Origin of the sequence: Streptomyces sp. KLMMK, assembly GCF_036961605.1 — a bacterium.
GTDB lineage: Bacteria > Actinomycetota > Actinomycetes > Streptomycetales > Streptomycetaceae > Streptomyces > Streptomyces telluris.
The window spans coordinates 1-24,610 of sequence record NZ_JBAMDC010000067.1 but is presented as its reverse complement, the minus strand read 5'-3'; the positions used below and the strand labels follow the sequence as shown (position 1 = coordinate 24,610).

At 73.0% G+C, this 24,610-nt stretch carries 6 protein-coding genes; 2 read left to right on the top strand and 4 right to left on the bottom strand.

Annotated features, from left to right (window positions below):
- Positions 1-16,954, bottom strand: a 16,954-nt coding sequence (locus tag V7793_RS13765) for a type I polyketide synthase (RefSeq protein WP_336006275.1), incomplete at its 3' end; no start/stop codon positions are given.
- Positions 16,955-17,283: 329 nt separating this feature from the next.
- Between V7793_RS13765 and V7793_RS13760 the strand changes: the two genes are divergently transcribed.
- A complete protein-coding gene (locus tag V7793_RS13760; protein WP_336006274.1) occupies positions 17,284-18,501 on the top strand; it encodes a cytochrome P450 in 1,218 nt (405 codons plus the stop codon).
- 13 nt (positions 18,502-18,514) lie between these two features.
- Positions 18,515-18,706, top strand: a complete 192-nt coding sequence (locus tag V7793_RS13755) for a ferredoxin (RefSeq protein WP_336006272.1) — start codon at positions 18,515-18,517, stop codon at positions 18,704-18,706.
- A 359-nt stretch (positions 18,707-19,065) separates the two neighbouring features.
- Here the strand turns inward: V7793_RS13755 and V7793_RS13750 are convergent, their stop codons facing one another.
- The 3 genes from V7793_RS13750 to V7793_RS13740 form a co-directional block, all read right to left on the bottom strand.
- Positions 19,066-21,138 carry a family 43 glycosylhydrolase gene (locus V7793_RS13750; RefSeq protein ID WP_336006269.1) on the bottom strand — a complete coding sequence of 691 codons (2,073 nt, stop codon included), beginning with the start codon at positions 21,136-21,138 and terminating at the stop codon, positions 19,066-19,068.
- A gap of 67 nt (positions 21,139-21,205) precedes the next feature.
- The gene (locus V7793_RS13745; protein ID WP_336006266.1) at positions 21,206-22,681 is read right to left on the bottom strand and encodes a hypothetical protein; all 1,476 of its coding nucleotides are present in this window, start codon (positions 22,679-22,681) and stop codon (positions 21,206-21,208) included.
- 95 nt (positions 22,682-22,776) lie between these two features.
- Positions 22,777-24,300 (bottom strand): peptidoglycan DD-metalloendopeptidase family protein, encoded by a 1,524-nt coding sequence (locus V7793_RS13740; protein ID WP_336006278.1) that lies wholly within the window; start codon positions 24,298-24,300, stop codon positions 22,777-22,779.
- Positions 24,301-24,610 lie beyond the last annotated feature (310 nt).

Here is a 24,610-nt window from a genome sequence, read left to right as displayed (position 1 = left end):
GGGCGGCGACCAGGTGCCGGGCGACGAGCCCGCCCAGCGCACCGGACGCACCGGTCAGCAGGACGGGGCCGGCGCCGAAGTCCGGCGTGCCGGCGTCCGTCCCGGTGGCCTTCTCCAGGCGCGGCACGAACACGTCCTGGCCCCGCACCGCGAACTGCGGCTCACCGGAAGCGACCGCGGCAGGCAGCACGCGCATCGCCGTCTCGACGTCCTCGGCCTCCACGAGCACGATGCGGTCCGGGTTCTCCGACTGCGCGGACCGTACGAGCCCCCACACGGCAGCGTGAGCCAGGTCGCCGGGACGGGTCACCAGCGCCAGTCGCGCCGGACGCTCCTCCGCCAGCCACCACTGCACCAGCTCCAGCACGGCGTTGCCGACCTCGCGGACCCGGTTTGCCGTGTCCACGCCGGCCCCGGTCGGGCACGGAACGGCGACGACGTCCGGTGCCTGTGCCCCGTCCGGTTCCGGCTCCCGCAGTGCGTCGAAGTCCGCGAAGGACTCGATCACCAGCGCGTCGGAGTCGGACGCGGCGGGCAGCGTGAACGGCGTCCACTCCACCCCGAACAGCCGGTCGCCGTCACCGGCCCCGCGCAGTTGCTCCGCCGATACGGCACGCAGCGACAACGACTCGACCGAGGCCACCGGATCACCGGCGCCGTCGACCACGGCGAGCGTCACCGAACCGGTGCCCGTCCGCGACAGCTTCACCCGCACCATGGCCGCACCGGCCGCCTGCAGAGCGACACCGGACCATGCGAACGGCAGGACCGGCCCGTCGTCCAGCGAGACCAGCCCACCGGCGGCCAGGGCGTGCAGAGCAGCGTCCAGCAGCGCCGGGTGCAGAGCAAACGTGCCCGCTTCCGTGCCCTCGGGCAGGGCGACCTCGGCGAGGACGTCGTCCCCGCTGCGCCACACCGACCGCAGGCCCTGGAAGACCGGGCCGTACTCCAGGCCCGCAGCAGCCAGGTCCGCGTAGAACGCGGTCAGATCGACGGCCTCCGCGTGTACGGGCGGCCAGGCGCCGACGTCCGCAGCGGGCGGCGCCTCGGCCGAGGACAGCACACCCGTCGCGTGCCGCACCCAGGAACCGTCTTCGACGCGCGAGTGCACGCTCAGTTGGCGCCGGCCGGACTCGTCCTCCGAGCCGAGCGCCACCTGAAGGGTGACGCCGCCGCGCTCGGGCACGACCAGGGGCAGTTCCAGCGTGAGGTCTTCGATCCATCCGCAGCCGGCTTCGTCGCCCGCCCGGACCGCGAGCTCGACGAAAGCGGTGCCGGGCAGCAGAACAGTCCCGTTCACTGCGTGGTCGGAGAGCCACGGGTGGCTTTCGAGGGAGAGCAGCCCGGTGAGCAGGAACCCGTCGCTGCCGGCGGTCGCGATCGCGGCACCGAGCAGCGGGTGGTCCGCCGCCCCCAGACCGGCCGCCCGGACGTCACCGGGGGCCTGGGGTACGTCAAGCCAGTAGCGCTCGCGCTGGAACGCGTACGTGGGCAGGTCGACGCGGCGGGCACCCGGGAAGAGCGCCTGCCAGTCCGGGGAGACGCCGTGCGTGTGCAGCCGGCCGACAGCAGTGACGATCGCGTGCGGCTCGGGGCGGTCGGCGCGCAGGGCGGGGACGGTGACGATGTCGTCGCCTTCGCCGTCGAGGCAGCCCTGGGTGAGGGCGCTGAGGACGCCGCCGGGGCCGATCTCCACGAACGTCGTCACGCCCAGGTCGTGCAGGGTCTGCACACCATCGGCGAAGCGGACCGCCTCGCGGACGTGACGGACCCAGTACTCGGGGGTGTACGGCTCGGCCAGGCTGCCCGTGAGGTTGGAGACCACCGGGATCCGCGGCTCGCCGAAGGTGAGACCGCGGACGACCGCGGCAAAGTCCTCCAGCATCGGGTCCATCAGCGGCGAATGGAAGGCATGACTCACCTTCAGCCGCGACGTCTTGCGACCCTGACCGGCAAAGATCTCACCGATCGCGACGACAGCGTCCTCCGCACCGGAGACCACCACGGACCGCGGGCCGTTGACGGCCGCGATGCCGACCTGTTCGGTCAGGTGCGGGAGAACTTCCTCCTCGGTCGCCTGGACCGCCACCATCGCGCCACCGGAGGGCAGCGCCTGCATCAGGGCAGCACGCGCCGACACCAACTTCGCCGCATCGGCGAGCGACAGCACACCCGCCACATGAGCCGCAGCGATCTCACCAACCGAGTGACCGGCCACGTAATCCGGCCGCACACCCCACGACTCCAGCAGCCGGAACAGCGCCACCTCGACCGCGAACAGTGCGGGCTGCGTCGAACCTGTCTGGTGCAGCTCCTCCGACTCGACGTCCACCGGCGCATCCAGCAGCGCACACACCTCGTCGTAGGCGGCAGCGAACACCGGATACGCCGCGTACAACTCGCGCCCCATCCCCAGCCGCTGCGACCCCTGACCCGAGAACAAGAACCCGACCTTGCCCCCGACAGGACCACTCACCGCGTCAGCACCGGTTGCAACCGCTTCCAGCCCCCGCCGGAACTCCACGAGGTCACCGCCCACGACCACCGCACGGCGCTCCAGCGCCGCGCGCGACGTGGCCAGTGAGAAGCCGACATCCCCCGGCCGGACCCCGGCGCCCTCGGCGTCCATGAACGACAGCAGCCGGTCCGCCTGGTCGCGCAGCGCGGCCTCGCTCTTCGCCGACAGCACCCACGGCACCACCGCTTCCGGGGCCGCGTCCGAAGAAGGCGTCGGCGACGGCGCGGTCGTGGCAGGCGCCTGCTCGACGATCACGTGCGCATTCGTTCCGCTCACACCGAACGAGGAGACTGCCGCTCGCCGCGGCGCGTCGCCCTCAGGCCACTCCACCGCCTCCGTGAGCAGCCGCACCTCACCCGCCGACCAGTCGACGTGCGGCGTCGGCTCGTCCACGTGCAGCGTCCGCGGCAGCACACCGTGCTGCATCGCCATCACCATCTTGATCACGCCACCGACACCCGCAGCCGCCTGCGCGTGACCGATATTGGACTTCAGCGACCCCAGCCACAGCGGCCGGCCACCGTCCCGCTCCTGGCCGTACGTGGCGAGCAGCGCCTGCGCCTCGATCGGGTCGCCCAGCTTCGTACCCGTACCGTGCGCTTCGACCGCGTCGACCTGGCCCGAGGACACACCGGCGTTCGCGAGCGCCTGCCGGATCACCCTCTGCTGTGCCGGACCGTTCGGGGCGGTCAGACCGTTGGACGCACCGTCCTGGTTCACCGCAGTACCGCGGACCACCGCCAGCACCTGGTGCCCGTTGCGCCGGGCATCGGATAGCCGCTCCACGAGCAGCATGCCCGCGCCCTCGGCCCAGCCCGTACCGTCCGCACCGGCCCCGAAGGCCTTGCACCGGCCGTCGGCCGACAGGCCGCGCTGACGGCTGAACTCCACGAACACGGACGGACCGGCCATCACCGTGACACCGCCGACGAGGGCCATCGAGCACTCGCCGCTCCTCAGGGCCTGGGTCGCCAGGTGCAGCGCCACCAGGGACGACGAGCACGCCGTGTCGACCGTGACCGCCGGGCCTTCGAGACCGAAGGTGTACGAGACGCGCCCTGAAGCGACGCTGCCCGCGCTGCCGTTGACGAGGTAGCCCTCGAGGCCGGCCGGCGAGGTGTGCACGCGGCCGCCGTAGTCGTGGTACATCACGCCGGCGAAGACACCGGTCCTGCTGCCCCGCACCGAGGCCGGGTCGATGCCGGCCCGCTCGAACGCCTCCCACGACGTCTCCAGCAGCAGCCGCTGCTGCGGGTCCATCGCCAGCGCCTCACGCGGCGAGATCCCGAAGAACTCGGCGTCGAAGTCCGCCGCGTCGTGCAGGAAGCCGCCTTCCCGGGTGTAGCTGGTGCCCCACTGGTCGGGGTTCGGGTCGTAGAGCTTCTCGACGTCCCAGCCGCGGTCCTCGGGGAAGCCCGACACCGCGTCGCGGCCGGAGAACACCAGCTGCCACAGGTCTTCGGGCGACTGCACGCCACCGGGGTAGCGGCAGGCCATGCCCACGATCGCGATCGGCTCGTCCGCCGCGCCGGTGGCCGTGGCGACGGTCGCCGGCGCGGCCGCCGCCTCGCCGGGGCCGGCGGCTTCGGCGGTGAGGAAGCGGGCGAGGGTGAGCGGGTTCGGGTAGTCGAAGATCAGTGTGGCGGGCAGGCGCATGCCGACGGCCGCGTTGAGACGGTTGCGCAGTTCGACGGCGGTCAGCGAATCGAACCCGATGTCCTTGAACGAGTCGTCCGCGCCGACGGCCTGTGCGCCGGCGTGCCCGAGGACGGTGGCGACCTCGGTACGGACCAGGTCCAGCACCACCTGCTCGCGCTCGGCCTCCGGCAGCCCGGCCAGCCGCCGACCCAGCGATCCCTTCGGCGCGGCCTGCGCCGCCGATGCCGTGCGCCGGACCGGCGCGACCCTGACCATGCCGCGGAGAACCGCCGGTACGGGCTGTCCCTGTCCGTCGCGGAAGGCGGAGGTGTCGAGCCGGATCGGGACGACGGCCGCCCGCCCGGTGGCCAGGGCCGCGTCGAACATCCGCAGGCCGTCCGCCGGCGGGATCGCGGCGAGGCCCATGCGCTTGATGCGCGTGAGATCGGTGTGGTCGAGGCTGCCGGTCATCGCGCTCTCGCTGTCCTGCGCCCACAGGCCCCACGCCAGCGAGGTGGCGGGCAGGCCCTGGGCACGGCGGTGCTCGGCGAGGGCGTCGAGGAACGTGTTGGCGGCGGCGTAGTTCCCCTGGCCCGGCGTGCCGAGGGTGCCCGCCACGGAGGAGAAGAGCACGAACGCGGACAGGTCGCCGGTCAGCTCACCGGCCACTTCGTGCAGGTTCAGCGCCGCGTCCACCTTGGGGCGGAACACGCCGTCCAGCCGCTCGGGCGTCAGCGAAGCGACGATTCCGTCGTCCAGGACGCCGGCGGTGTGGATGATCGCGGACAGGCTCCGCCCGGCCAGGAGTTCGCGGACGGCGTCGCGGTCGGCCACGTCGCAGGCGGCCCAGGTGACCTCGGCGCCCTGCGCGGTCAGGTCGGCGGCGAGCTCGGCCGCACCGGGTGCGTCCCCGCCGCGGCGGCTGACGAGCAGCAGGCTGCGAACGTCGTGCTCGGCGACCAGGTGCCGGGCGAACAGCCCGCCCAGCCCGCCCGACGCGCCGGTCAGCAGGACGGTGCCGGAACCGAGATCCGGGAGCTCCGTCTCCGCGTCCGACGCGGCGGTGCGGACCAGCCTCGGCACCAGGACCTCGCCCGCGCGCACCGCGGCCTGCGGCTCGCCGGAGGCGATCAGGCCGGGCATCACCCGGGCAGGACCGGCGTCGTCGTCACCACTACCGGCATCGGCGCCCGCCTCGGCGCCGGCATCGGCATCGGCATCGGTCTCGACCAGCACAATGCGGTCGGGGTTCTCGCTCTGTGCCGAGCGCACCAGCCCGCGGACCGCCGACTGGGCGAGGTCTCCCGTACGCATCACGAGCACCAGCCGCGACGAGCGTTCCTCGGCCAGCCACCACTGCACCAGCTCCAGCACGGCGTTGCCGACCTCGCGGACCCGGGTGGCGGTGTCCGCAGCGGCCCCGGTCGGGCAGGGCACGACCACGGCGTCGGTGCCGGCGTCCGGCAGCGCGCCCGCGGCCCGCAGCGCGGCGAGGTCCTCGTACGTCTCGATCCTCATGCCGTCCGGCGCGGCCGGCAGGCTGACCGGTGTCCACTCCAGGCCGAAGAGCGAGTCGTCGCCACCGGCACCGGCGCGCAGCTGGTCGGCGGGGACCGGGCGCAGCGTCAGGGAGTCGATCCGTGCGACCGGCTCGCCGGTGCCGTCGGCCAGCACCAGCGACACCGTGGAGGTGCCGGTGCCGGCGCGCGAGACCTTCACCCGGAGGGCGGAGGCGCCGGCGGCCGCCAGGTGCACGCCGCTCCAGGCGAACGGCAGCAACCCGTTCCCCGTTCCGGCCTCGGGCTCGACCGCCCCCAGCCAGACGGTGTGCAGGGCCGCGTCGAACAGTGCGGGGTGCAGGCCGTACGCGCCCGCGTCCGTCCGCTCGGCGCCGGGCAGTTCCACCTCGGCGAAGAAGTCGTCCCCGCTCCGCCACGCGGCACGCAGCCCCTGGAAGACGGGGCCGTAGTCCAGCGCCATGCCCGCGAGGCGGTCGTAGAAGCCGTCGACGTCGACCGGCTCGGCGCCCGCGGGCGGCCATGCGGCGAGCGAACCCTCCACCAGGCCCGGGGCGACGGCCAGGAAGCCGGACGCGTGCCGGACCCACGCCCGCTCGGACTCGTCCTCGTGGGCGTACGCGTCCTCGTCGTCGTTCCGCGAGTGCACGGTCAGCGGCCTGCGGCCGGTGCCGTCGTCGGCGCCGACGCGCACCTGCAGGGCGACGCCGCCGCGCCCGGGCACGAGCAGCGGGGTCTCCAGCGTCAGCTCTTCCAGCAGGTCGCAGCCCACGGCGTCGGCAGCGGTGATCGCCAGCTCGACGAAGGCGGTTCCCGGCAGCAGAGCGACCCCGTTCACGGCGTGGTCCACCAGCCACGGGTGCGTGTGCGCCGAGAGCCGCCCGGTGAGCAGGTGCCCGTCGCCACCGGCCAGCGGCACGGCGGCGCCGAGCAGCGGGTGGCCGGCCTCGCCCTGGCCCACCGCACGCATGTCACCCGCGGAGGCCGGGGCGTCGAGCCAGTAGCGCTCGCGCTGGAAGGCGTACGTGGGCAGGGCGATGCGCCGGGCGCCGGGGAAGAAGGCGTGCCAGTCCACGTCGACGCCGCGGACGTGCAGCTGGGCGTACGCGGTGGTGATCGCCTGCGGCTCGGGGCGGTCGGCGCGGAGGACGGGGACGGTGACGATGTCGTCGCCTTCGCCGTCGAGGCAGCCCTGGGTGAGGGCGCTGAGGACGCCGCCGGGGCCGATCTCCACGAACGTCGTCACGCCCAGGTCGTGCAGGGTCTGCACACCATCGGCGAAACGGACCGCTTCGCGGACGTGGCGGACCCAGTACTCGGGGGTGTACGGCTCGGCCAGGCCGCCCGTGAGGTTGGAGACCACCGGAATCCGCGGCTCGCCGAAGGTGAGACCGCGGACGACCGCGGCGAAGTCCTCCAGCATCGGGTCCATCAACGGCGAATGGAAGGCATGACTCACCTTCAGCCGCGACGTCTTGCGACCCTGACCGGCAAAGATCTCACCGATCGCGACGGCAGCGTCCTCCGCACCGGAGACCACCACGGACCGCGGGCCGTTGACGGCCGCGATGCCGACCTGTTCGGTCAGGTGCGGGAGAACTTCCTCCTCGGTCGCCTGGACCGCCACCATCGCACCGCCCGCAGGCAGCGCCTGCATCAGCGCGGCACGTGCCGACACCAGCTTCGCCGCATCGGCGAGCGACAGCACACCCGCCACATGAGCCGCAGCGATCTCACCGACCGAGTGACCGGCCACGTAATCCGGCCGCACACCCCACGATTCGAGGAGCCGGAACAGCGCCACCTCGACAGCGAACAGCGCAGGCTGGGTGCACCCGGTCTGGTGAAGCGTTTCCGCATCCACATCCACCGGCGCATCCAGCAGCGCACACACCTCGTCGTAGGCGGCAGCGAACACCGGGTACGCCGCGTACAACTCACGCCCCATCCCGAGCCGCTGCGACCCCTGACCCGAGAACAGGAACCCGACCTTGTCCGCCGGGTGCGCGCGCCCCGCAACGACGTTGGCCACCGGCTCGCCCGCCGCCAGGGCCTCCAGGCCCGCCCGCAGTTCGGCCGCGTCGGTGCCGACCACCGCAGCCCGGTGGTCGAGCGCCGATCGCGTCGTGGCCGACGAGAATCCGGCGTCGACCGGTGACACGTCGTCGGCCGCGTAGGCCAGCAGACGCTCGGCCTGGGCCCGCAGCGCCGCCTCGCTCTTCGCCGACAGCACCCACGGCACGGGCACCGGGCGGTGTTCCCCGGCCGGCTCGGCCGCGGCCTCCGCGGGCGCCTCCTCGATGATCGTGTGCGCGTTGGTGCCGCCGATGCCGAAGGACGACACCGCGGCCCGGCGCGGCAGCTCGCCCGCGGGCCACTCCACCGCCTCGGTCAGCAGCCGCACCGCACCCGCCGACCAGTCCACGTGCGCGGTCGGCTCGTCCACGTGCAGCGTCTGCGGCAGCATGCCGTGCTGCATCGCCAGGACCATCTTGATCACACCGGCGACACCTGCCGCAGCCTGCGTGTGACCGATGTTGGACTTGACCGAGCCCAGCCACACGGGCCGGTCGCCGGAGTGCTCCTGGCCGTACGTCGCCAGGAGCGCCTGGGCCTCGATCGGGTCGCCCAGCTTGGTGCCCGTGCCGTGCGCCTCGACGGCGCCCACGTCGGCCGGCGTGAGTCCGGCCGAGGCCAGGGCCTGCCGGATGACGCGCTGCTGCGAGGGACCGTTGGGCGCGGTCAGGCCGTTGGACGCGCCGTCCTGGTTGACGGCGGAGCCCCGCACGACCGCCAGCACCTGATGTCCGTGGCGCTGAGCGTCGGACAACCGCTCCACCAGCAGCAGGCCGACGCCTTCGCCCCAACCGGTGCCGTCGGCCCCGGCCGCGAACGCCTTGCAGCGGCCGTCCGCCGACAGGCCGCGCTGACGGCTGAACTCCACGAAGAGGTCCGGCGTGGTCATGACGGTCACGCCGCCGACCAGGGCCATGGTGCACTCGCCGCTCCGCAGCGCCTGCGCGGCGAGGTGGAGGGCCACGAGCGAGGACGAGCAGGCCGTGTCGACCGTGACCGCCGGGCCCTCCAGGCCGAACGTGTAGGAGATGCGGCCGGAGACGACCGACGCCGCCTTACCGGTGAGCGCGTACCCCTCGATCTCCTCGGGTGCGTTGCGCAGCCCGTTGGCGTAGTCCTGGCCGTTGGTGCCGATGAAGACGCCGGTGCGGCTGGCGCGGACGGACGCGGGGGCGATGCCGGCGCGTTCGAAGGCCTCCCACGCGGTCTCCAGCAGCAGGCGCTGCTGCGGGTCCATGGCCAGCGCCTCGCGCGGCGAGATCCCGAAGAGGGCGGCGTCGAAGCGGTCGGCGCCCTGGATGAAGCCGCCCTCACGCGCGTACGTCCTGCCGGACCGGTCGGGGTCGGGGTCGTAGAGCGAGTCGATGTCCCAGCCGCGGTCGGTGGGGAAGCCGGACACCGCGTCCCGGCCGGAGCGCAGCAGCTCCCACAGGTCCTCCGGCGACTGGACGCCGCCCGGGAAGCGGCAGCTCATGCTGACGATCGCGAGGGGCTCGTCGGTCGCGGCGGCGGCCGTCGCCCGCGCGGCTTCCGCGTCCAGCCCGTGCCGGCCGAGGAGTTCCTCGCGCAGGTGGCGGGCGAGGGCGGTCGGGGTCGGGTGGTCGAAGACCAGGGTGGTGGGCAGCTTGAGGCCGGTGGCCGTGCTGAGCCTGTGGCGCAGCTCGACGGCGGTGAGCGAGTCGAAGCCGGTCTCGCGGAACGTCCGGTCGGCCTCGAAGGCGCCCTTGCCCGTGTGACCGAGCACCGCGGCGGCCTGCTCGCGGACCAGGTCCAGCAGGAGGCGGTCCTGCTCCCCCGGCGTACCGCCCAGGAGACGCCGGCCCAGCGCGGACGCGGGCACATCGGTGCTCTGCGCGGCCCGGGCACCTGCTTCGAGGACCTTGCGGGCCTCGGGCACACCCTGCAGCAGCGGGCAGGGACGGGTGCCGGCGAAGGCGGGGACGAAGCGGTCCCAGTCGACGTCCGCGACGGTCACGGAGGTCTCGCCGTGGGTCAGCGCGCCGTGCAGCACGGAGATCGCGGGAAGGGCCGCGATCGCCCGGACGCCGCGCCGCCGCAGGTGGTCGCCGGCGGCGCCGTCGGCCATGCCGCCGTCCGCCCAGGATCCCCACGCGACGGCGAGCGCGGGCAGGCCCTGCGCACGGCGCTGCTCGGCGAGGGCGTCGAGGAAGGCGTTCGCGGCACCGTAGGCGCCCTGGCCGCCGTTGCCCCAGACACCGGTCATCGAGGAGAACATCACGAAGGCGTCGAGGTCGTGACGGCTGTCCTGCGTGAGCTCGTGCAGGTGGAGCGCGGCGTCCGCCTTGGGACGCAACACGTGGTGCAGCCGCTCCGGCGTGAGCGATTCGACCAAGCCGTCGTCGAGTACGCCCGCGGTGTGCATCACGGCGTTCACGGTGTGCCGGTCGAGCAGCTCGGCGAGCGCGGTCCGGTCGGCCGCGTCGCATGCGGCGACGGTGACCCGGGCGCCCAGTTCCTCCAGCTCCGCCTTGAGTTCGGCGGCGCCCGGAGCGTCGGGGCCCCGGCGGCTGGTGAGCAGCAGGTGTTCGGCTCCGGCGGCGGCGAGCCAGCGGGCCAGGTGCCCGCCGAGCGCACCGGTGCCGCCGGTCACGAGCACGGTGCCGCGCGGCGACCAGGGGGCGTCCACCGGTGCGGCGCTCTGCGGCGCGCGGACGAGGCGGCGGCCGGACACGCCGGAGGCGCGCACGGCGAGCTGGTCCTCGTCGGCCTGGGTCAGCAGGCGGGCCAGCCGCTCCAGCGAGCGGGTGTCGAGTGCGGCGGGCAGGTCGACGAGCCCGCCCCAGCGCTGCGGCTGCTCCAGGGCGACGACGCGGCCCAGGCCCCAGATCCGGGCGGATGCGGGGTCGGTGAGCGGGTCGGAGGTGCCGGTCGACACCGCGCCGCTGGTCAAGCACCACACGGGGGCCTCGATCCCGGCGTCGCCGAGAGCCTGGAGGAGCAGGACGAGCCGCTGGAGGGCGTCCGTTCCCGGCTCGGCCCGTGCTTCAGCCCCTGCCGCGGCGAACACGATGCCTGCGGCTTCCCCGTACCCGGCGTCGGCCAGGGACCGGGCCAGGGAGTCGCGGTCGGCGTCCTCGTCCACGACGAACGGGACGAGGTCGACGCCGAGTTCCGTCAGGCCGGTGCGGATCGCCGCGGTCCATGCGGTCTCCTCGGGGACCACGTAGAGCCAGATGCCCGACGGAGCGGCACCTCCGATGTCACCGAGCGGCTGCCAGGTGATCCGGTAGCGCCAGCCGTCGGCGGTGGACTGCTCGCGGCGCTGCCGGCGCCAGGCGGACAGCTTGGGTGCCACCACGTCCAGTTCGGCGGGCTCCAGGCCCAGGAGCGCGCCGAGCGAGGAACGGTCCTCGCTCTCGACCGAGTCCCAGAACTCGGCGTCCAGCGCCTCCGGGGCGCCGGCGGCGGCCGTTCGGGGCGCATCGAGCCAGTAGCGCTCGCGCTGGAAGGCGTACGTGGGCAGGTCGACGCGGCGGGCGCCGGGGAAGAGCGCCTGCCAGTCCGGGGAGACGCCGTGGGTGTGCAGCTGTCCGAGGGCGAGGGTGATCGCCTCCGGCTCGGGACGGTCGGCACGGAGTGCGGGGACCGTGACGACGGCTTCGTCGTCCAGGCAGCCCTGGGCGAGGGCGCTCAGCACGCCGCCCGGACCGATCTCCACGAACGTCGTCACGCCCAGGTCGTGCAGGGTCTGCACACCATCGGCGAAGCGCACCGCTTCGCGGACGTGCCGGACCCAGTACTCCGGCGTGTACGGCTCGGCCAGGCGGCCGGTCAGGTTGGAGACCACCGGGATCCGCGGCTCGCTGAAGGACAGACCACCCACGACCTCGGCGAAGTCGGCCAGCATCGGGTCCATCAGCGGCGAGTGGAAGGCGTGGCTGACCTTCAGCCGGGACGTCTTACGGCCCTGCTGCTTGAAGACCTCGGCAATCGCGGTGACCGCGTCCTCGACGCCGGAGACCACCACGGACTGCGGACCGTTGATCGCCGCAATGCCCACCTGCTCGGTGAGATGCGGGAGTACTTCTTCCTCGGTCGCCTGGACCGCCAGCATCGCGCCACCGGAAGGCAGCGCCTGCATCAGCGCAGCGCGCGCCGACACCAGCTTCGCCGCATCGGCGAGCGACAGCACACCCGCCACATGAGCGGCCGCAATCTCGCCTACGGAGTGACCGGCCACGTAATCCGGCCGGATCCCCCACGACTCCAGCAGCCGGAACAGCGCCACCTCGATCGCGAACAACGCAGGCTGCGTCGACCCTGTCTGGTGCAGCTCCTCCGACTCGATGTCCACCGGCGCGTCCAGCAGGGCACACACCTCGTCGTACGCCGCGGCAAAGACGGGGTAAGCCTCGTACAGCTCACGCCCCATCCCGATCCGCTGCGATCCCTGACCCGAGAACAGGAACCCGGCCTTGCCCCCGAGGGCGCCGCCCACCGGAGCAGCACCCGAGGTCAGTGCCTCCAGGCCCCGCCGGAAGCCGGCGAGGTCCTCACCCACGACCACCGCGCGACGCTCCAGCACCGCACGCGACGTGGCCAGTGAGAACGCCACATCGGCCGGCCGGACCTCGGCACCCTCCGTGTCCAGGAAGGACAGCAGCCGGCCCGCCTGGTCCCGCAACGCCGCATCGTTCTTAGCCGACAGCACCCACGGGACCGGCCCGGCAACGGTCGCCTCGCGGGCGGGCGCGTCGCTCGTCGCGGCCTGCTCGACGATGACGTGTGCGTTGGTGCCGCTGATGCCGAACGAGGACACCGCGGCCCGGCGCGGCAGGTCGCCCGCGGGCCACTCCACCGCCTCGGTCAGCAGCCGTACGCCACTCGCCGACCAGTCCACGTGCGGGGTCGGCTCGTCGACGTGCAGGGTCTGCGGCAGCACGCCGTGCTGCATCGCCATGACCATCTTGATCACGCCTGCCACGCCTGCCGCGGCCTGGGTGTGGCCGATGTTGGACTTCAGGGAGCCCAGCCACAGCGGCCGGTCGCCGTCCCGCCCCTGGCCGTAGGCGGCGATGAGCGCCTCGGCCTCGATGGGGTCGCCGAGCCGCGTGCCCGTACCGTGCGCCTCCACCGCGTCGACGTCGCCCGGCGCGAGTCCGGCCGAGGCCAGGGCCTGCCGGATCACCCGCTGCTGCGAAGGGCCGTTCGGCGCCGTGAGTCCGTTCGAGGCGCCGTCCTGGTTGACCGCGCTGCCCCGCACGACCGCCAGCACCTGGTGGCCGTTGCGCTCGGCGTCGCTGAGCCGCTCCACCAGCAGCATGCCGACGCCCTCGGCCCAGCCGGTGCCGTCCGCGCCGGCCGCGAACGCCTTGCAGCGGCCGTCCGCCGACAGGCCGCGCTGACGGCTGAACTCCACGAACATGCCGGGCGTGGACATCACGGTGACGCCGCCGGCCAGGGCCATCGTGCACTCGCCGCTCCGCAGCGACTGGATGGCCAGGTGCAGGGCGACCAGGGACGACGAGCACGCCGTGTCCACCGTGACCGCCGGGCCCTCCAGGCCGAACGAGTAGGCCACGCGGCCCGAGGCGACGCTGGTCGTCGTGCCGGTCAGCAGGTAGCCCTCGATGCCGTCGACCGGCTCGTGCAGCCGGGGGCCGTAGTCCTGTGCCGTCGCGCCGATGAACACGCCCGCCCGGCTCCCGCGGAGCGTGGCCGGGTCGATGCCGGCGCGTTCGAAGGCTTCCCACGCGGTCTCCAGGACCAGCCGCTGCTGCGGGTCGATCGCGGCGGCCTCGCGGGGGCTGATGCCGAAGAAGCCTGCGTCGAACTCGGCCGCCTCGTGGAGGAAGCCGCCCTGCCGCGTCGAGGACTTGCCGGGGGTGCCGGGCTCCGGGTCGTAGAGCGCTTCGACGTCCCAGCCGCGGTCCGCCGGGAATCCCGAGACGGCGTCGCCGCCGGAGGCGACGAGCCGCCACAGCTCCTCCGGGGAGCGCACGCCGCCGGGGAGCCGGCAGCTCATGGCCACGATGGCGATGGGCTCGTCGGGGTCGGCAACGGTCCCGGACAGGGCGACCGCCGCGCCCTCGCCCAGGGATTCCGCGCCGAGGTGGCGGGCGAGGGCGGCAGGGGTCGGGTGGTCGAAGAGCAGTCCGCTGGGCAGGCGCAGCCCGGTGGCCTCGCTGAGCTGGTTGCGCAGTTCCACCGAGCTGAGCGAGTCGAAGCCGAGGTCCTTGAAGGTCCACTCGGCCTGGACCCGGCCGGCTTCGGCGTGTCCGAGGACGGCGGCGATGTGTGCGCGGACCAGGTCGAGCACCGCTTCGTCGCGCTCGGACCCGGGCAGGCCGGCCAGCCGCTGGGCCAGGGCTCCCACCGGCTCGCTCGCAGTCCCGGCGGTCGCTTCCCGGTGCGGGGCGGCAGGCGCGCAGGAGGCGTCGGCGGAGGCGGGGGCGGAGGGCGTGGTGGCGCCGTCCAGCCAGTACCGCTGCCGTTCGAACGCGTAGGTGGGGAGCGCGACCTTACGCCGTGCGCCCCGCCCGTCGAACAGGGCGGTCCAGTCCGGTTCCACGCCGTGGACGTGCAGCGAGGCGACCGCCGCCAGCAGGGCGTGGGCCTCGGGACGGCGGGCGCGCAGGGCGGGCACGAACAGGGCGTCGCCGTCGGCACCGGTGCGGGCCATGGAGGTCAGTACACCACCGGGGCCGAGCTCCAGGTAGGTGCGGACGCCCTGCTCGTCGAGGCGGGCGACGCCGTCGGCGAACCGGACCGCGTCACGGACGTGGCGGACCCAGTAGTCGGCCGTGCTCCCCTCGTACTCCCCTTCGGCGGACAGCCGGCCCGTCACGTTGGAGACGATCGGGATGCGCGGGGCGTCGAAGGCCAGGTCTTCGGCCACGCGGCGGAACTCCGCCAGCATGGGTTCCATGTGCGGGGAGTGGAAGGCGTGGCTGACCCGCAGCCGGCTGGTCTTGCGGCCCAGGGCCGCGAAGGCGTCGGCGATCTCGGTGACGAGGTCCTCGTCGCCGGAGACGACGACGGAGTCCGGGCCGTTCAGCGCGGCGATGCTCACGCGGTCCGTGCGGTCGCCGATGCGGGCGCGGACCTCGTCCTCCGCGGCCTGGATCGCGACCATGGCGCCGCCGGCGGGAAGCGCCTGCATCAGGCGGCCGCGCGCGGCGACCAGGGCGCAGGCGTCGGCGAGCGAGAGGACGCCGGCCACGTGTGCGGCGGCGAGTTCGCCGACGGAGTGGCCCATCAGCACGTCGGGGGTGATGCCCCAGCTCTCCAGCAGCCGGAACAGGGCGACCTCGACCGCGAACAGCGAGGTCTGGGTGTAGAGGGTCCGGTCGAGTTCGGCCGCTTCCGCGGAGCCCTCGGGTGCGAACATCACCTCGCGCAGCGGCCGCGGCAGCCGGGGGTCGAAGTGTGCGCACACCTCGTCCAGCGCGGCGGCGAACTGCGGGAATGCCTCGGCCAGTTCACGGCCCATGGCGGCGCGCTGGCTGCCCTGGCCGGAGAAGAGGAAGGCGAGCTTGCCGCGCGGGCGGGTGCGGCCCGTGGTCAGGGCGGCGTCGATGCCGCCGGTGGACAGCTCGCGCAGGGCGCGCAGGAAGTCGTCGCGGTCCTCGCCCACGATGCCGGCCCGGTGTTCGAACGCGGTGCGGCCGGTGGCCAGTGACCGGCCGACGTCGGGCAGGGCGAGGCCGGGGTGCGCCTCGGCGTGCGAGAGCAGGGCGGCGGCCTGGGCACGCAGCCCGGAGGCGGTCTTGGCGGACAGCGGCCACAGCGTCGGAGTCGTCGCCGTCCCTGTGCTCGCCGCCGTCCCTGTGCTCGCCTCCGTTCCCGTACCCGCTTCCGTATCGGTACCCGCCTCCGCACCGGCGCGGTGTTCCGCCAGCACGATGTGGCAGTTGGTGCCGCCCATGCCGAACGAGCTGACTCCGGCGAGCAGCGGGCGGTCGTCCTGGGCGTCGTCCCACGCGGCGTGCTCGGTCTGTACCCGGAGGTTCAGCCGGGTCAGCGGGATCGCCGGGTTCGGGGTCTCGAAGTTGAGGCTGGCGGGCAGTTCGCGGTGGCGGAGCGCCAGGGCTGCCTTGAGCAGGCCGGTGATGCCGGCGGCGCCCTCCAGGTGGCCGACGTTGGTCTTGGCCGAGCCGACCCGCAGCGGCCGCTCGGGGTCGCGTCCGGCGCCGGTGCCTAGCACCGCGCCGAGCGCGGCCGCCTCGATCGGGTCGCCGACCTTGGTGCCGGTGCCGTGCAGTTCCACGTAGCCGACGTGGGCGGGGTCGACTCCGGCCCGCTCGTAGGCGAGGCGGAGCACCTGTTCCTGTCCGGACTGCAGGGGCACGGTCAGGCCGTCGCCGCCGCCGTCGTTGTTGACGGCGCTGCCGCGGATCACGCAGTAGACCGGGTCGCCGTCCGCGACGGCCCGGGCCAGCGGCTTGAGGACGACGATGCCGCCGCCCTCGCCGCGTACGTAGCCGTTCGCGCGGGCGTCGAAGGTGAAGCACCGGCCGTCCGGGGAGAGGCCGCCGAACTTGGCGGCGCCCAGGGTGCTTTCGGGGACGATGTTGAGGTTCACGCCGCCCGCGAGGGCGATCGTCGACTCGCCCTTGCGGAGGCTCTCGCAGGCCAGGTGGACGGAGACCAGGGAGGAGGACTGGCCGGAGTCCACGGTCATGCTCGGGCCGTTCAGGCCGAGGAAGTACGAGACCCGGTTGGCGATGATGCTGCGGTGCAGACCGGTGACGGTGTGCGGGGAGATGGCGGTGAGCCCGGAGCGGTGGTGCAGGGTCGCGTAGTCGTCCCAGATGGCACCGACGAAGATTCCGGTCCGGGTGGAGCGCAGCGTCCCGGCGCGCACGTGCGCGTCCTCCAGCGCTTCCCAGGCCAGTTCCAGCACGAGCCGCTGCTGCGGGTCCATGGCGGCGGCTTCCTTGGGGGAAAGCCCGAAGAACCCGGCGTCGAAGTGGCCGATGCGGTCGAGGAATCCGCCGCGGCGGATGTCGGTCCTGCCCGGTACGGCCGGGTCGGCGTCGGCCACCGCGGCCCCGTCCCACCGGTCCGGGGGGACATCGGTGATCGCGTCCGCTCCCTCGCTGAGCAGCCGCCAGAAGGCGGCCGGATCGGCGGCTCCGGGCAGCCGGCAGGCAAGACCGATGACAGCTATGTCATCGGTCCTGACCGCCGAACCGGCGCGATTCCCCGATCCGCCCGATCCGTTGAGCCCGGACTCGACCATATTGCGCTCCACCCACCCACACAGAGAACGAAAAGGCACCACCCCGGCCCGCGATGCGTGCGATCGGCTCGACGGTCGATGGCGCGACAACTCGACGGCTCGACGGCTCGACCGGCCGCAGCATGTGGCGGGGTGGCCCCAGTTTCGTTCCCGCGGCCGCCTTCCGGCGCTGCAGCCGATGAGGTCTAGGGGAATCCCAAACGGACGGCATACGTGAAGGCCGGCGGCCCGGGCGCATCACTAAGGAGAACCCTAGGGACAGCCGTGGGAGGGTTATCGGCCGTATAGATTCCCTCGCATTTTCCTCTGACGAAGAGGTCTCTTCGCTCATGACGCAATCAAGAGAAGCCGAAAATCGCTTAGCCCGGCCTTTTCCCACGGCGCGCCCCTCCGGCTGCCCCTTCGACCCGCCCGCGCCCTTCACCGAAGCGCGCGAGGAGTGCCCGGTCACCCCGTTGCGCTACCCCGACGGGCACGTCGGCCGCCTGGTCACCGGTCTGCAGGCCGCGCGGAGCGTGCTGGGCGACACCCGGTTCAGCTCCCTGCCGGCCGGGAAGCGCTCCCCGGTGAAGGTGCCGGGCTCCGAGCTGAGCACCGACGCCCTCCCCCCGGGCATGTTCGTCAACATGGACCCGCCGGACCACACCCGTTACCGCCGTCTGCTGAGCAAGCACTTCACCATCCGGCGGGTGCGGGAACTCCGGCCGCGGATCCAGGAAATGACGGACCGCCTGCTGGACGAGATGGAGAGCGCGGGCGGGCCCGTCGACCTGGTGCAGGCATTCGCCAAGCCGCTGCCCACCCTGGTGACGTCGGAGCTGCTCGGGCTGCCGGAGGCGGACCGGTCGCAGTTCGGGCGTCATGTCGACGTCCTCTTCAGCCTCTCCAGCAGTGGAGAGGAGATGCAGCAGTCGATGATGGGGCTCGGCGGCATGCTGAACGCCCTCATCGCGGCCGCGCGGAAGGACCCGGGCCCGGACATCCTCGGCAGGCTCACCGTCGAGACCGACCTGACCGACGAGGAACTGCTCGGCATCACGATCGTCCTGCTCATCGCGGGGCTGGAGACCACCACCAACATGCTGGCGCTGGGCACGTACGCCCTGCTGCGCCACCCCGGCCAGCTGGCCGCCCTGCGCGCCGACTGGTCCCTGATGGACGACGCCGTCGAAGAGCTGCTGCGCTACCTCAGCGTCGTGCAGATCGGCCCGATCCGGGTCGCCGCCGAGGACTTCGAGTTCGAGGGGCAGCCGATCCGCAAGGGCGAGGTCGTCACGGTGTCGCTCCCCGCCGCCAACCGTGACCCGCTCGGCTTCGACAACCCCGACAGCCTCGACATCCGTCGCGGCGCGACCCGGCACGTCGCCTTCGGCAGCGGCCCGCACCAGTGCATGGGTCACCACCTGGCCCGCCTCGAACTCGGCATCGGCTACGAATCGCTGCTGCGCCGCTTCCCCCGCCTGGAGCTCGCCGTCCCGGCGGAGGAGGTCGGCACCCGCGAGATGATGGTCACGTACGGCGTCCTCGAACTGCCGGTGCGCTGGTGAGGGGGCGGCCGTGATGAGGATCGAGATCGACGAGGACCTGTGCTGCGGCGCGGGCACCTGTGTGCTCCTCGCCCCCGACGTGTTCGACCAGAACGACGAGGACGGCACGGTGATCCTGCTCGATGCCGCCCCGGGCGAAGAACAGCGCGCAGCGGTGGAGGAGGCCGCCGTGCGGTGCCCGACGGCGGTCATCAGAATCGTATGAAACGGAACACGCTCCTCAACCACCGTCCGGCCCTCTGACCCCTGCGGGCGGAGTGGACCAGGCGGCCGGCCGCGTCCGGTCACGGCATTCCGCCGTGACCGGGCGCGGCCGGCTTTTCGCCGGGTACCGTCGCCGCCTGGGCCGGGCTGCTGCCTTGACCAGTGGCGGCAGGGTGCAGCCAGTACCCTATGCGCCGGCCCTGAGGTTCGGCCCCGCGGTAGGTCCGGCACATGCCGAGGAGAGTGCCGTTCGCTTGGACGCCTTGCAGGCATCAGCCGGAGTGGTCGGCTGACCGCGATACGTGTGAGGTGTCCGGGCCCGAGCGCCGGGAACGTGACCGTTTCGTAGCGAGTTCAAGCTCAGTAGGCCGGACTGCCCGACGGAACGGGCGCGACCGTGCGGTCGCCGAATGCGGTCCACGGGAGCCAGCCGCTGCCGGGCCGGGCCTGTACGCGGGTGCGTATCCGTCCTTGGGCGGTGACGGCGAAGACGTGGATCCGTCCGGTGGCATCGGTCGTGGCCGTGGGCAGGGCGGCCAGCTGGACGCCCTGCTCGCCGAAGTCGTCAGCAGGGTCCCAGCCGCCGCCGGGGGTGGCCTGCCGGCGGTGGCTGAGCCGGGCGCCGCCGGGAGACAGGGCGAAGGCGTCGAGCCTGCCGTCGGCGCCGGTGACGAGCGCCGGGGCGGTGGCGGTCCAGCCGAACATCGGTTGCCAGGCGTCCCAGCCTCCGCTCGGCACGGTCTGGCGCCGGGAGAACGTCGCCACACCGGACGGAGCCGTCGCGGCGACGATGAGCCTGCCGCTGCCGTCGCGTGCCACGCGCGGCGCGGTGCCGGCCGCGGTGCCGAAGCGGCTCCACTGCGCCCAGGCACCGTTGGGTGTCTCCTGCCACCGGTGGTAGATGCCGGCGCCACCGGGCGCGAGGGCGAAGACTTCCAACCGCCCGTCGGCGTTGGCGGTGACGACGGGCGGTGCACCCGCGGGCCCGCCGAAGCCGCCGTCCCACGCGTCCCAGGTCAGCGATCCAGGTGAGGTCTGCCGTCGCTGGGCGATGGCGGTGCCGCCCGGGGCGAGTGCGAAGACCTCCAGTCCGCCGTCGGCGTTGCGGGCGACGGCGGGGGCTGCGCCTGCCGGGCCGCCGAACTCCTCCCAGTCGTGCCAGCTGCCGTCCGGCCGCTGCACCCGGTGGTGCAGGCCGGCGCCGCCCGGGGCGAGGGAGAACACCTCCAGCCTGCCGTCGGCGTTGCGGCCGAGCGTGGGAACCGCCCCGGCCGGCCCGCCGAACGGCTCCCACGGCGACCACGCGTCGGCCTGCGGGTCGAGCTGGACGCGTCGCAGCATCGAACGGTCGCTCGCGTCCAGCGCGAACACGGTCAGCCGGCCGTCGGCATCGAGTCCGGCGGCGGGGTTGTCGACGCTCTGCCAGGGCGGTGGTGTGTCCCGCCACTGCAAGGGGGCGAGGGAGAGACCCCGGTGGAACCAGCCCGCGGCACTCCCGTACCACTCCTGTCCGTCGGTGACCGCCTCGGCCGCGTGACCGGGCACGTGGCCCGCGTAACCGCCGAGGCCGAAGGAGAACGGGTTCCGGGACGCGAACACGTCTGTGCCGTCGTAGCCGTTGCGGGGCCCGATGAGCAGGTAGTACCAGCCGTCCCGCTCGACGACGAAGGGCGACTCGGTGACCGATACCGTCGCGGCGGTGGTCGCGTCGGTGAACGCGATTCCCGGTTCGGTCCAGTGCAACAGGTCGCCGGAGCGCCGGAAGGCCACCACGTGCCGGCCGGACTGGCCGTCCCCACCGGACTGGCCGTCCCCACCGTCCTGGCCGTCCTGGCCGGACAGTTCGGTGTAGTACATCACCCACTGCCCGGCGATCCTCACCACCATCGGGTCGCGCGCCACGCGCCCCCGGAAGAGCGGGCCGGTCGGGATCCGCGTCCAGGTGAACAGGTCGGTCGAGGTGGCGAGGTTGATCGCGGCACCGCTCCGGCCGCCGGCGGCGTAGAACATCCAGTACGTGCCGCCCGCCTCGATGACGTGCGGCGCCCACAGGTGCTCCTCCCCGAAGTAGGCCGGGTCGGCGGTCAGCGCGTCGGCGTGCGTGGTCCACGGTCCGTACGGATCCGGGGCGGAGGCGTGGGCGAAAGAGACCTCGGCGGCGCTGTCGGGGGCTTGGCCGGAAGGCGCACCGGCACCGACGATGCTGAACAGGTGCCACCGGCCGGCCGCCTTGATCAGCGTGTGGTCGTTCAGGTAGCGCCGTACTCCGGGGGTGGACGGATCGTGGACGTGTGTGAAGGGCCCCGCGCCGATCCACTGGTGGGGCGGGGGCGGCGCGGCGGTGGCGACGGCACCGCCCACGACTCCCGGCACTGCGAGTGCGCCCGCCGCGGCGCAGCCCTGGAGCAGACGGCGTCTGCTGATCGGATGCATGGGTCCTCCCGCAGGGGGTGCCGCGGCCGGCCGGGCGTCGCCGCCCCGGCCGGCCGCGGGTGTCGGGTCACTTGACGGGCGGGCCGGAAGTGCTGTTGAGCCAGGCCCATTCGGACCAGGTGCTGAAGCCGGTCTGCCACCTGTGGTGGACCCCGGCCTGGCTGGTCCCGAAGACCTCGATGCGGCCGTCGGCATTGGCCGTGGCGCTGATCTCGGTGCCGCCGGTTCCGAAGTTCTCCCAGTCGGCATAAGGGGCGTTCACGCCCTTCTGCCAGATGTGCGCGGCGGTCTCACCGTTGATGGCGAAGACCTCCACACGTCCGTCGGGGCTGCGATCGCTGGTGAGCCGGGAATTCGCAGGACCGTGCGCCGGCTCCCAGCCCGACCAGCTGGTCGGGCTCGTCTGGTACCGGTGGAACACCCCCACCGGCCCGGAGGCGAACACCTCGATACGGCCATCCGCGTTATGGTCGACGGTCACGTCATGACCGCCACCGCCGAAGTCCTCCCACTGCGACCAGCTGCCATTGACAGCCGTCTGGTACTGATGCTGGAACGTGCTCCCGTTGAGCGCGAACACCTCGAGCCGGCCGTCGACGGCCTTCTCCATCTTCACCCGGCTGCCTTCGGGGCCACCGCCGGAAGGCTCCCACTCCGACCAGCCGCCGTTCGGAGCGGCCTGATACCGGTGGAACACCCCCTTCGGGCCGGAGGCGAACACCTCGATACGACCATCGCCGTTGACTCCCGCGGCCACGCTGCTCCCGCCGGTACCGAACGCCTCCCAGTCCGACCAGGCGCCGGACGGGGAGAGCTGATAGCGGTGCTGGGCGACGTCGCCGTTGATCGCGAACGCCTCCAGGCGTCCGTCGGCGTTCGACGCGATCGCGAGCTGTGCGTTGCCGGGACCACCGAGCCGCTCCCACTCCGACCAGCCGCCGTTGACCTGGGTCTGCCAGGCGTGGTGCACCCCGTCGGCCCCGGCCGCGAACGCCTCCAGCCGGCCGTCGGCCGACCGCGCCGACACCACCCGGCCCGACTCCACCGGGTACACGAGCGGCGCGGGTCCGGGGCCCGGATGCCCGAGGCGCGCCACTGCGGCGCGGGCCTCGTCCATGTGCCGCCGGTGGTGGCCCATGACGTACGTGGACCACGGCTGCCAGTTCTTCCCCTCGTTGGAGATGCGGTAGGCCGCGTTTGCGTTGCACTGGGCGTCGTAGGCGCAGCCGTCGTCGACCTCCGCATGCCAGTAGTTGTTGATCTGCCACAGCCCGCGGTCGGTCGACGCGGGGGTGTTGCCCGTCGTGTTGGACGCGGACGGGTTGCAGCTCGACTCGGCCAGCGCGACGGCGACGGCGAGTTCCAGGGCCTCGCCGCGCCAGCCCGCGTTGTAGCCGACTTGGGCGCACAGGTCGCTCGCGTCCGCGCGTGCCGGTGAGGCGCCGATGACCAGGCCCGCCGTGGCGAGCAGGGGAGCCAGCACCGTCACGACGATGCGGCGGCAAGCGCCCGTCACGGCGACGCGGTGGCCAGCACCCGGCACGACGGTACGGTGGCGAGCGCCTCCGGCCGGCGAAGCCGTTCTCGCTCGCCGGGAGCCCAGGATCGACATCAACTGCTGCCCTTTCAGGTGGCCGGTCATGTGATGGGGGGACCGGAGGTGCTGTTCACCCAGGACCATTGCGACCAGGTGTTGAACCCGGTCTGCCACCTGTGGTGGACCCCCGCCCGGCTGGTGCCGAAGACCTCGATGCGGCCGTCGGCATTGGCGGCGGCCGTGATCTCGGTTCCGCCGGTGCCGAAGTTGTCCCAGTCGCTGTAGGAAGCGTTCAAGCCGTTCTGCCAGATGTGCGCGGCGGTCTCACCGTTGATCGCGAAGACTTCGACGCGCCCGTCAGCGGTGCGGTCGCTCGTGAGCCGGGAATTGGCGGGGCCTCGGGTGGGCTCCCACTCCGACCAGCTGGTGGGGCTCGTCTGGTACCGGTGGAACACCCCCACAGGACCCGATGCGAACACCTCGATACGGCCATCGGCATTGTGGTCGACGGTCACGTCATGACCACCACCGCCGAAGTCCTCCCACTGCGACCAGCTGCCATTGACGGCGGTCTGGTACTGGTGCTGGAAGACGTTCCCGTTGAGCGCGAATACCTCGAGCCGGCCGTCAGGGGCCTTTTCCATCTTCACCCGGCTGCCGGCGGGGCCGCCGCCCGTGGGCTCCCACTCCGACCAACCGCTGTTGGGCGCGGTCTGATATCTGTGGAAGACGCCCACCGGACCGGAGGCGAACACCTCGATACGGCCGTCGGCGTTGACTCCGGCAGCGACGGTGCTTCCGCCGGTACCGAAGTTCTCCCAGTCCGACCAGGCGCCGGACGGCGACAGCTGGTAGCGGTGCTGGACGGTATCGCCGTTGGCCGCGAACGCCTCCAGCCGCCCGTCGGCATTGGGAGCGATCGCGAGCTGCGCGTTACCGGGGCCGCCCACCCGTTCCCACTCCGACCAGCCGCCGTTGACCTGGGTCTGCCAGGCGTGGTGCACTCCGTCGGCCCCGGCCGCGAAGATCTCCAGCCGGCCGTCGGCAGACCGCGCCGAGACCACCCGGCCCGACTCCACCGGATACACGAGCGGCGGAGGCCCGGGGCGTTCGCCCGGCGTGCACGGTATGGTGACGCCGCGTTCCGCGAGGTAGGGAACCGGGTCGATGCCGTGGTTCATGCTGGTGTCGCGTCGCACCCGCAGGTGGAGGTGGGGACCGTCGGCCTGGCCCTCGGCACCCATGAGCGCGATGCGCTGACCGGCCGTGACCCGTTCGCCCACGGCGACGTCCCGCCGGTACATGTGCCCGTACTCGGTCACCGTCCCGTCGGGGTGCAGGATCCGGATCCACTGGCCGTAGCCGTCGGCGGGGCCCGAGTTGATGACCTCGCCGTCGCCCACGGCATGGATCGGAGTGCCGTAGTTGGCGGCGATGTCGATGCCGTCGTGGTCGCGGGCACCGCCGAAGGCATCGGAAATGAATCCGACCGTCGGGCAAGAGGCGGCGAATCCGGCTACCTGGGCCCGAGCGGCGGCCGGGGAGGTCGTCACCAACGCCGGCAATACGGTGACTGCCGCCGCGAGAACGAGGCGCAGCGCACGTCTGGAAAGACCGTGTAGCACGTGGCGTCCTTCCCCTCTCGGGGTCATGTAGGAACGGACGGGTGAGGTACGGTCGGGGCTCGCTGAGCGACGGCTCGCGCGCACCGGCGGGGTGGACGCTAGCCACGGCCGCCCGGCGAGGGCATCGGGAACGCTACGGATTGACGCTGAGTAGCTGAGCGTGTTACCAGCAAGCATCGCCGGGCATCCGCGAGATGATGACGGCATGGCCACCCGGGCCATCGCTGAACTCGGCCCACATGACCGCCAAGCCGTGGCGGCCGCCGGCCGCCTGACCGAGGCAGGGGCCGCTCGGGGAGGCGGTGGAGAC

Bases quoted from the DNA above. Each gene is read 5' to 3' on its own strand.
- V7793_RS13760 (WP_336006274.1), top strand. From the start codon at position 17,284: ATGACGCAATCAAGAGAAGCCGAAAATCGCTTAGCCCGGCCTTTTCCC.
- V7793_RS13755 (WP_336006272.1), top strand. From the start codon at position 18,515: ATGAGGATCGAGATCGACGAGGACCTGTGCTGCGGCGCGGGCACCTGT.
- V7793_RS13750 (WP_336006269.1), bottom strand. From the start codon at position 21,138: ATGCATCCGATCAGCAGACGCCGTCTGCTCCAGGGCTGCGCCGCGGCG.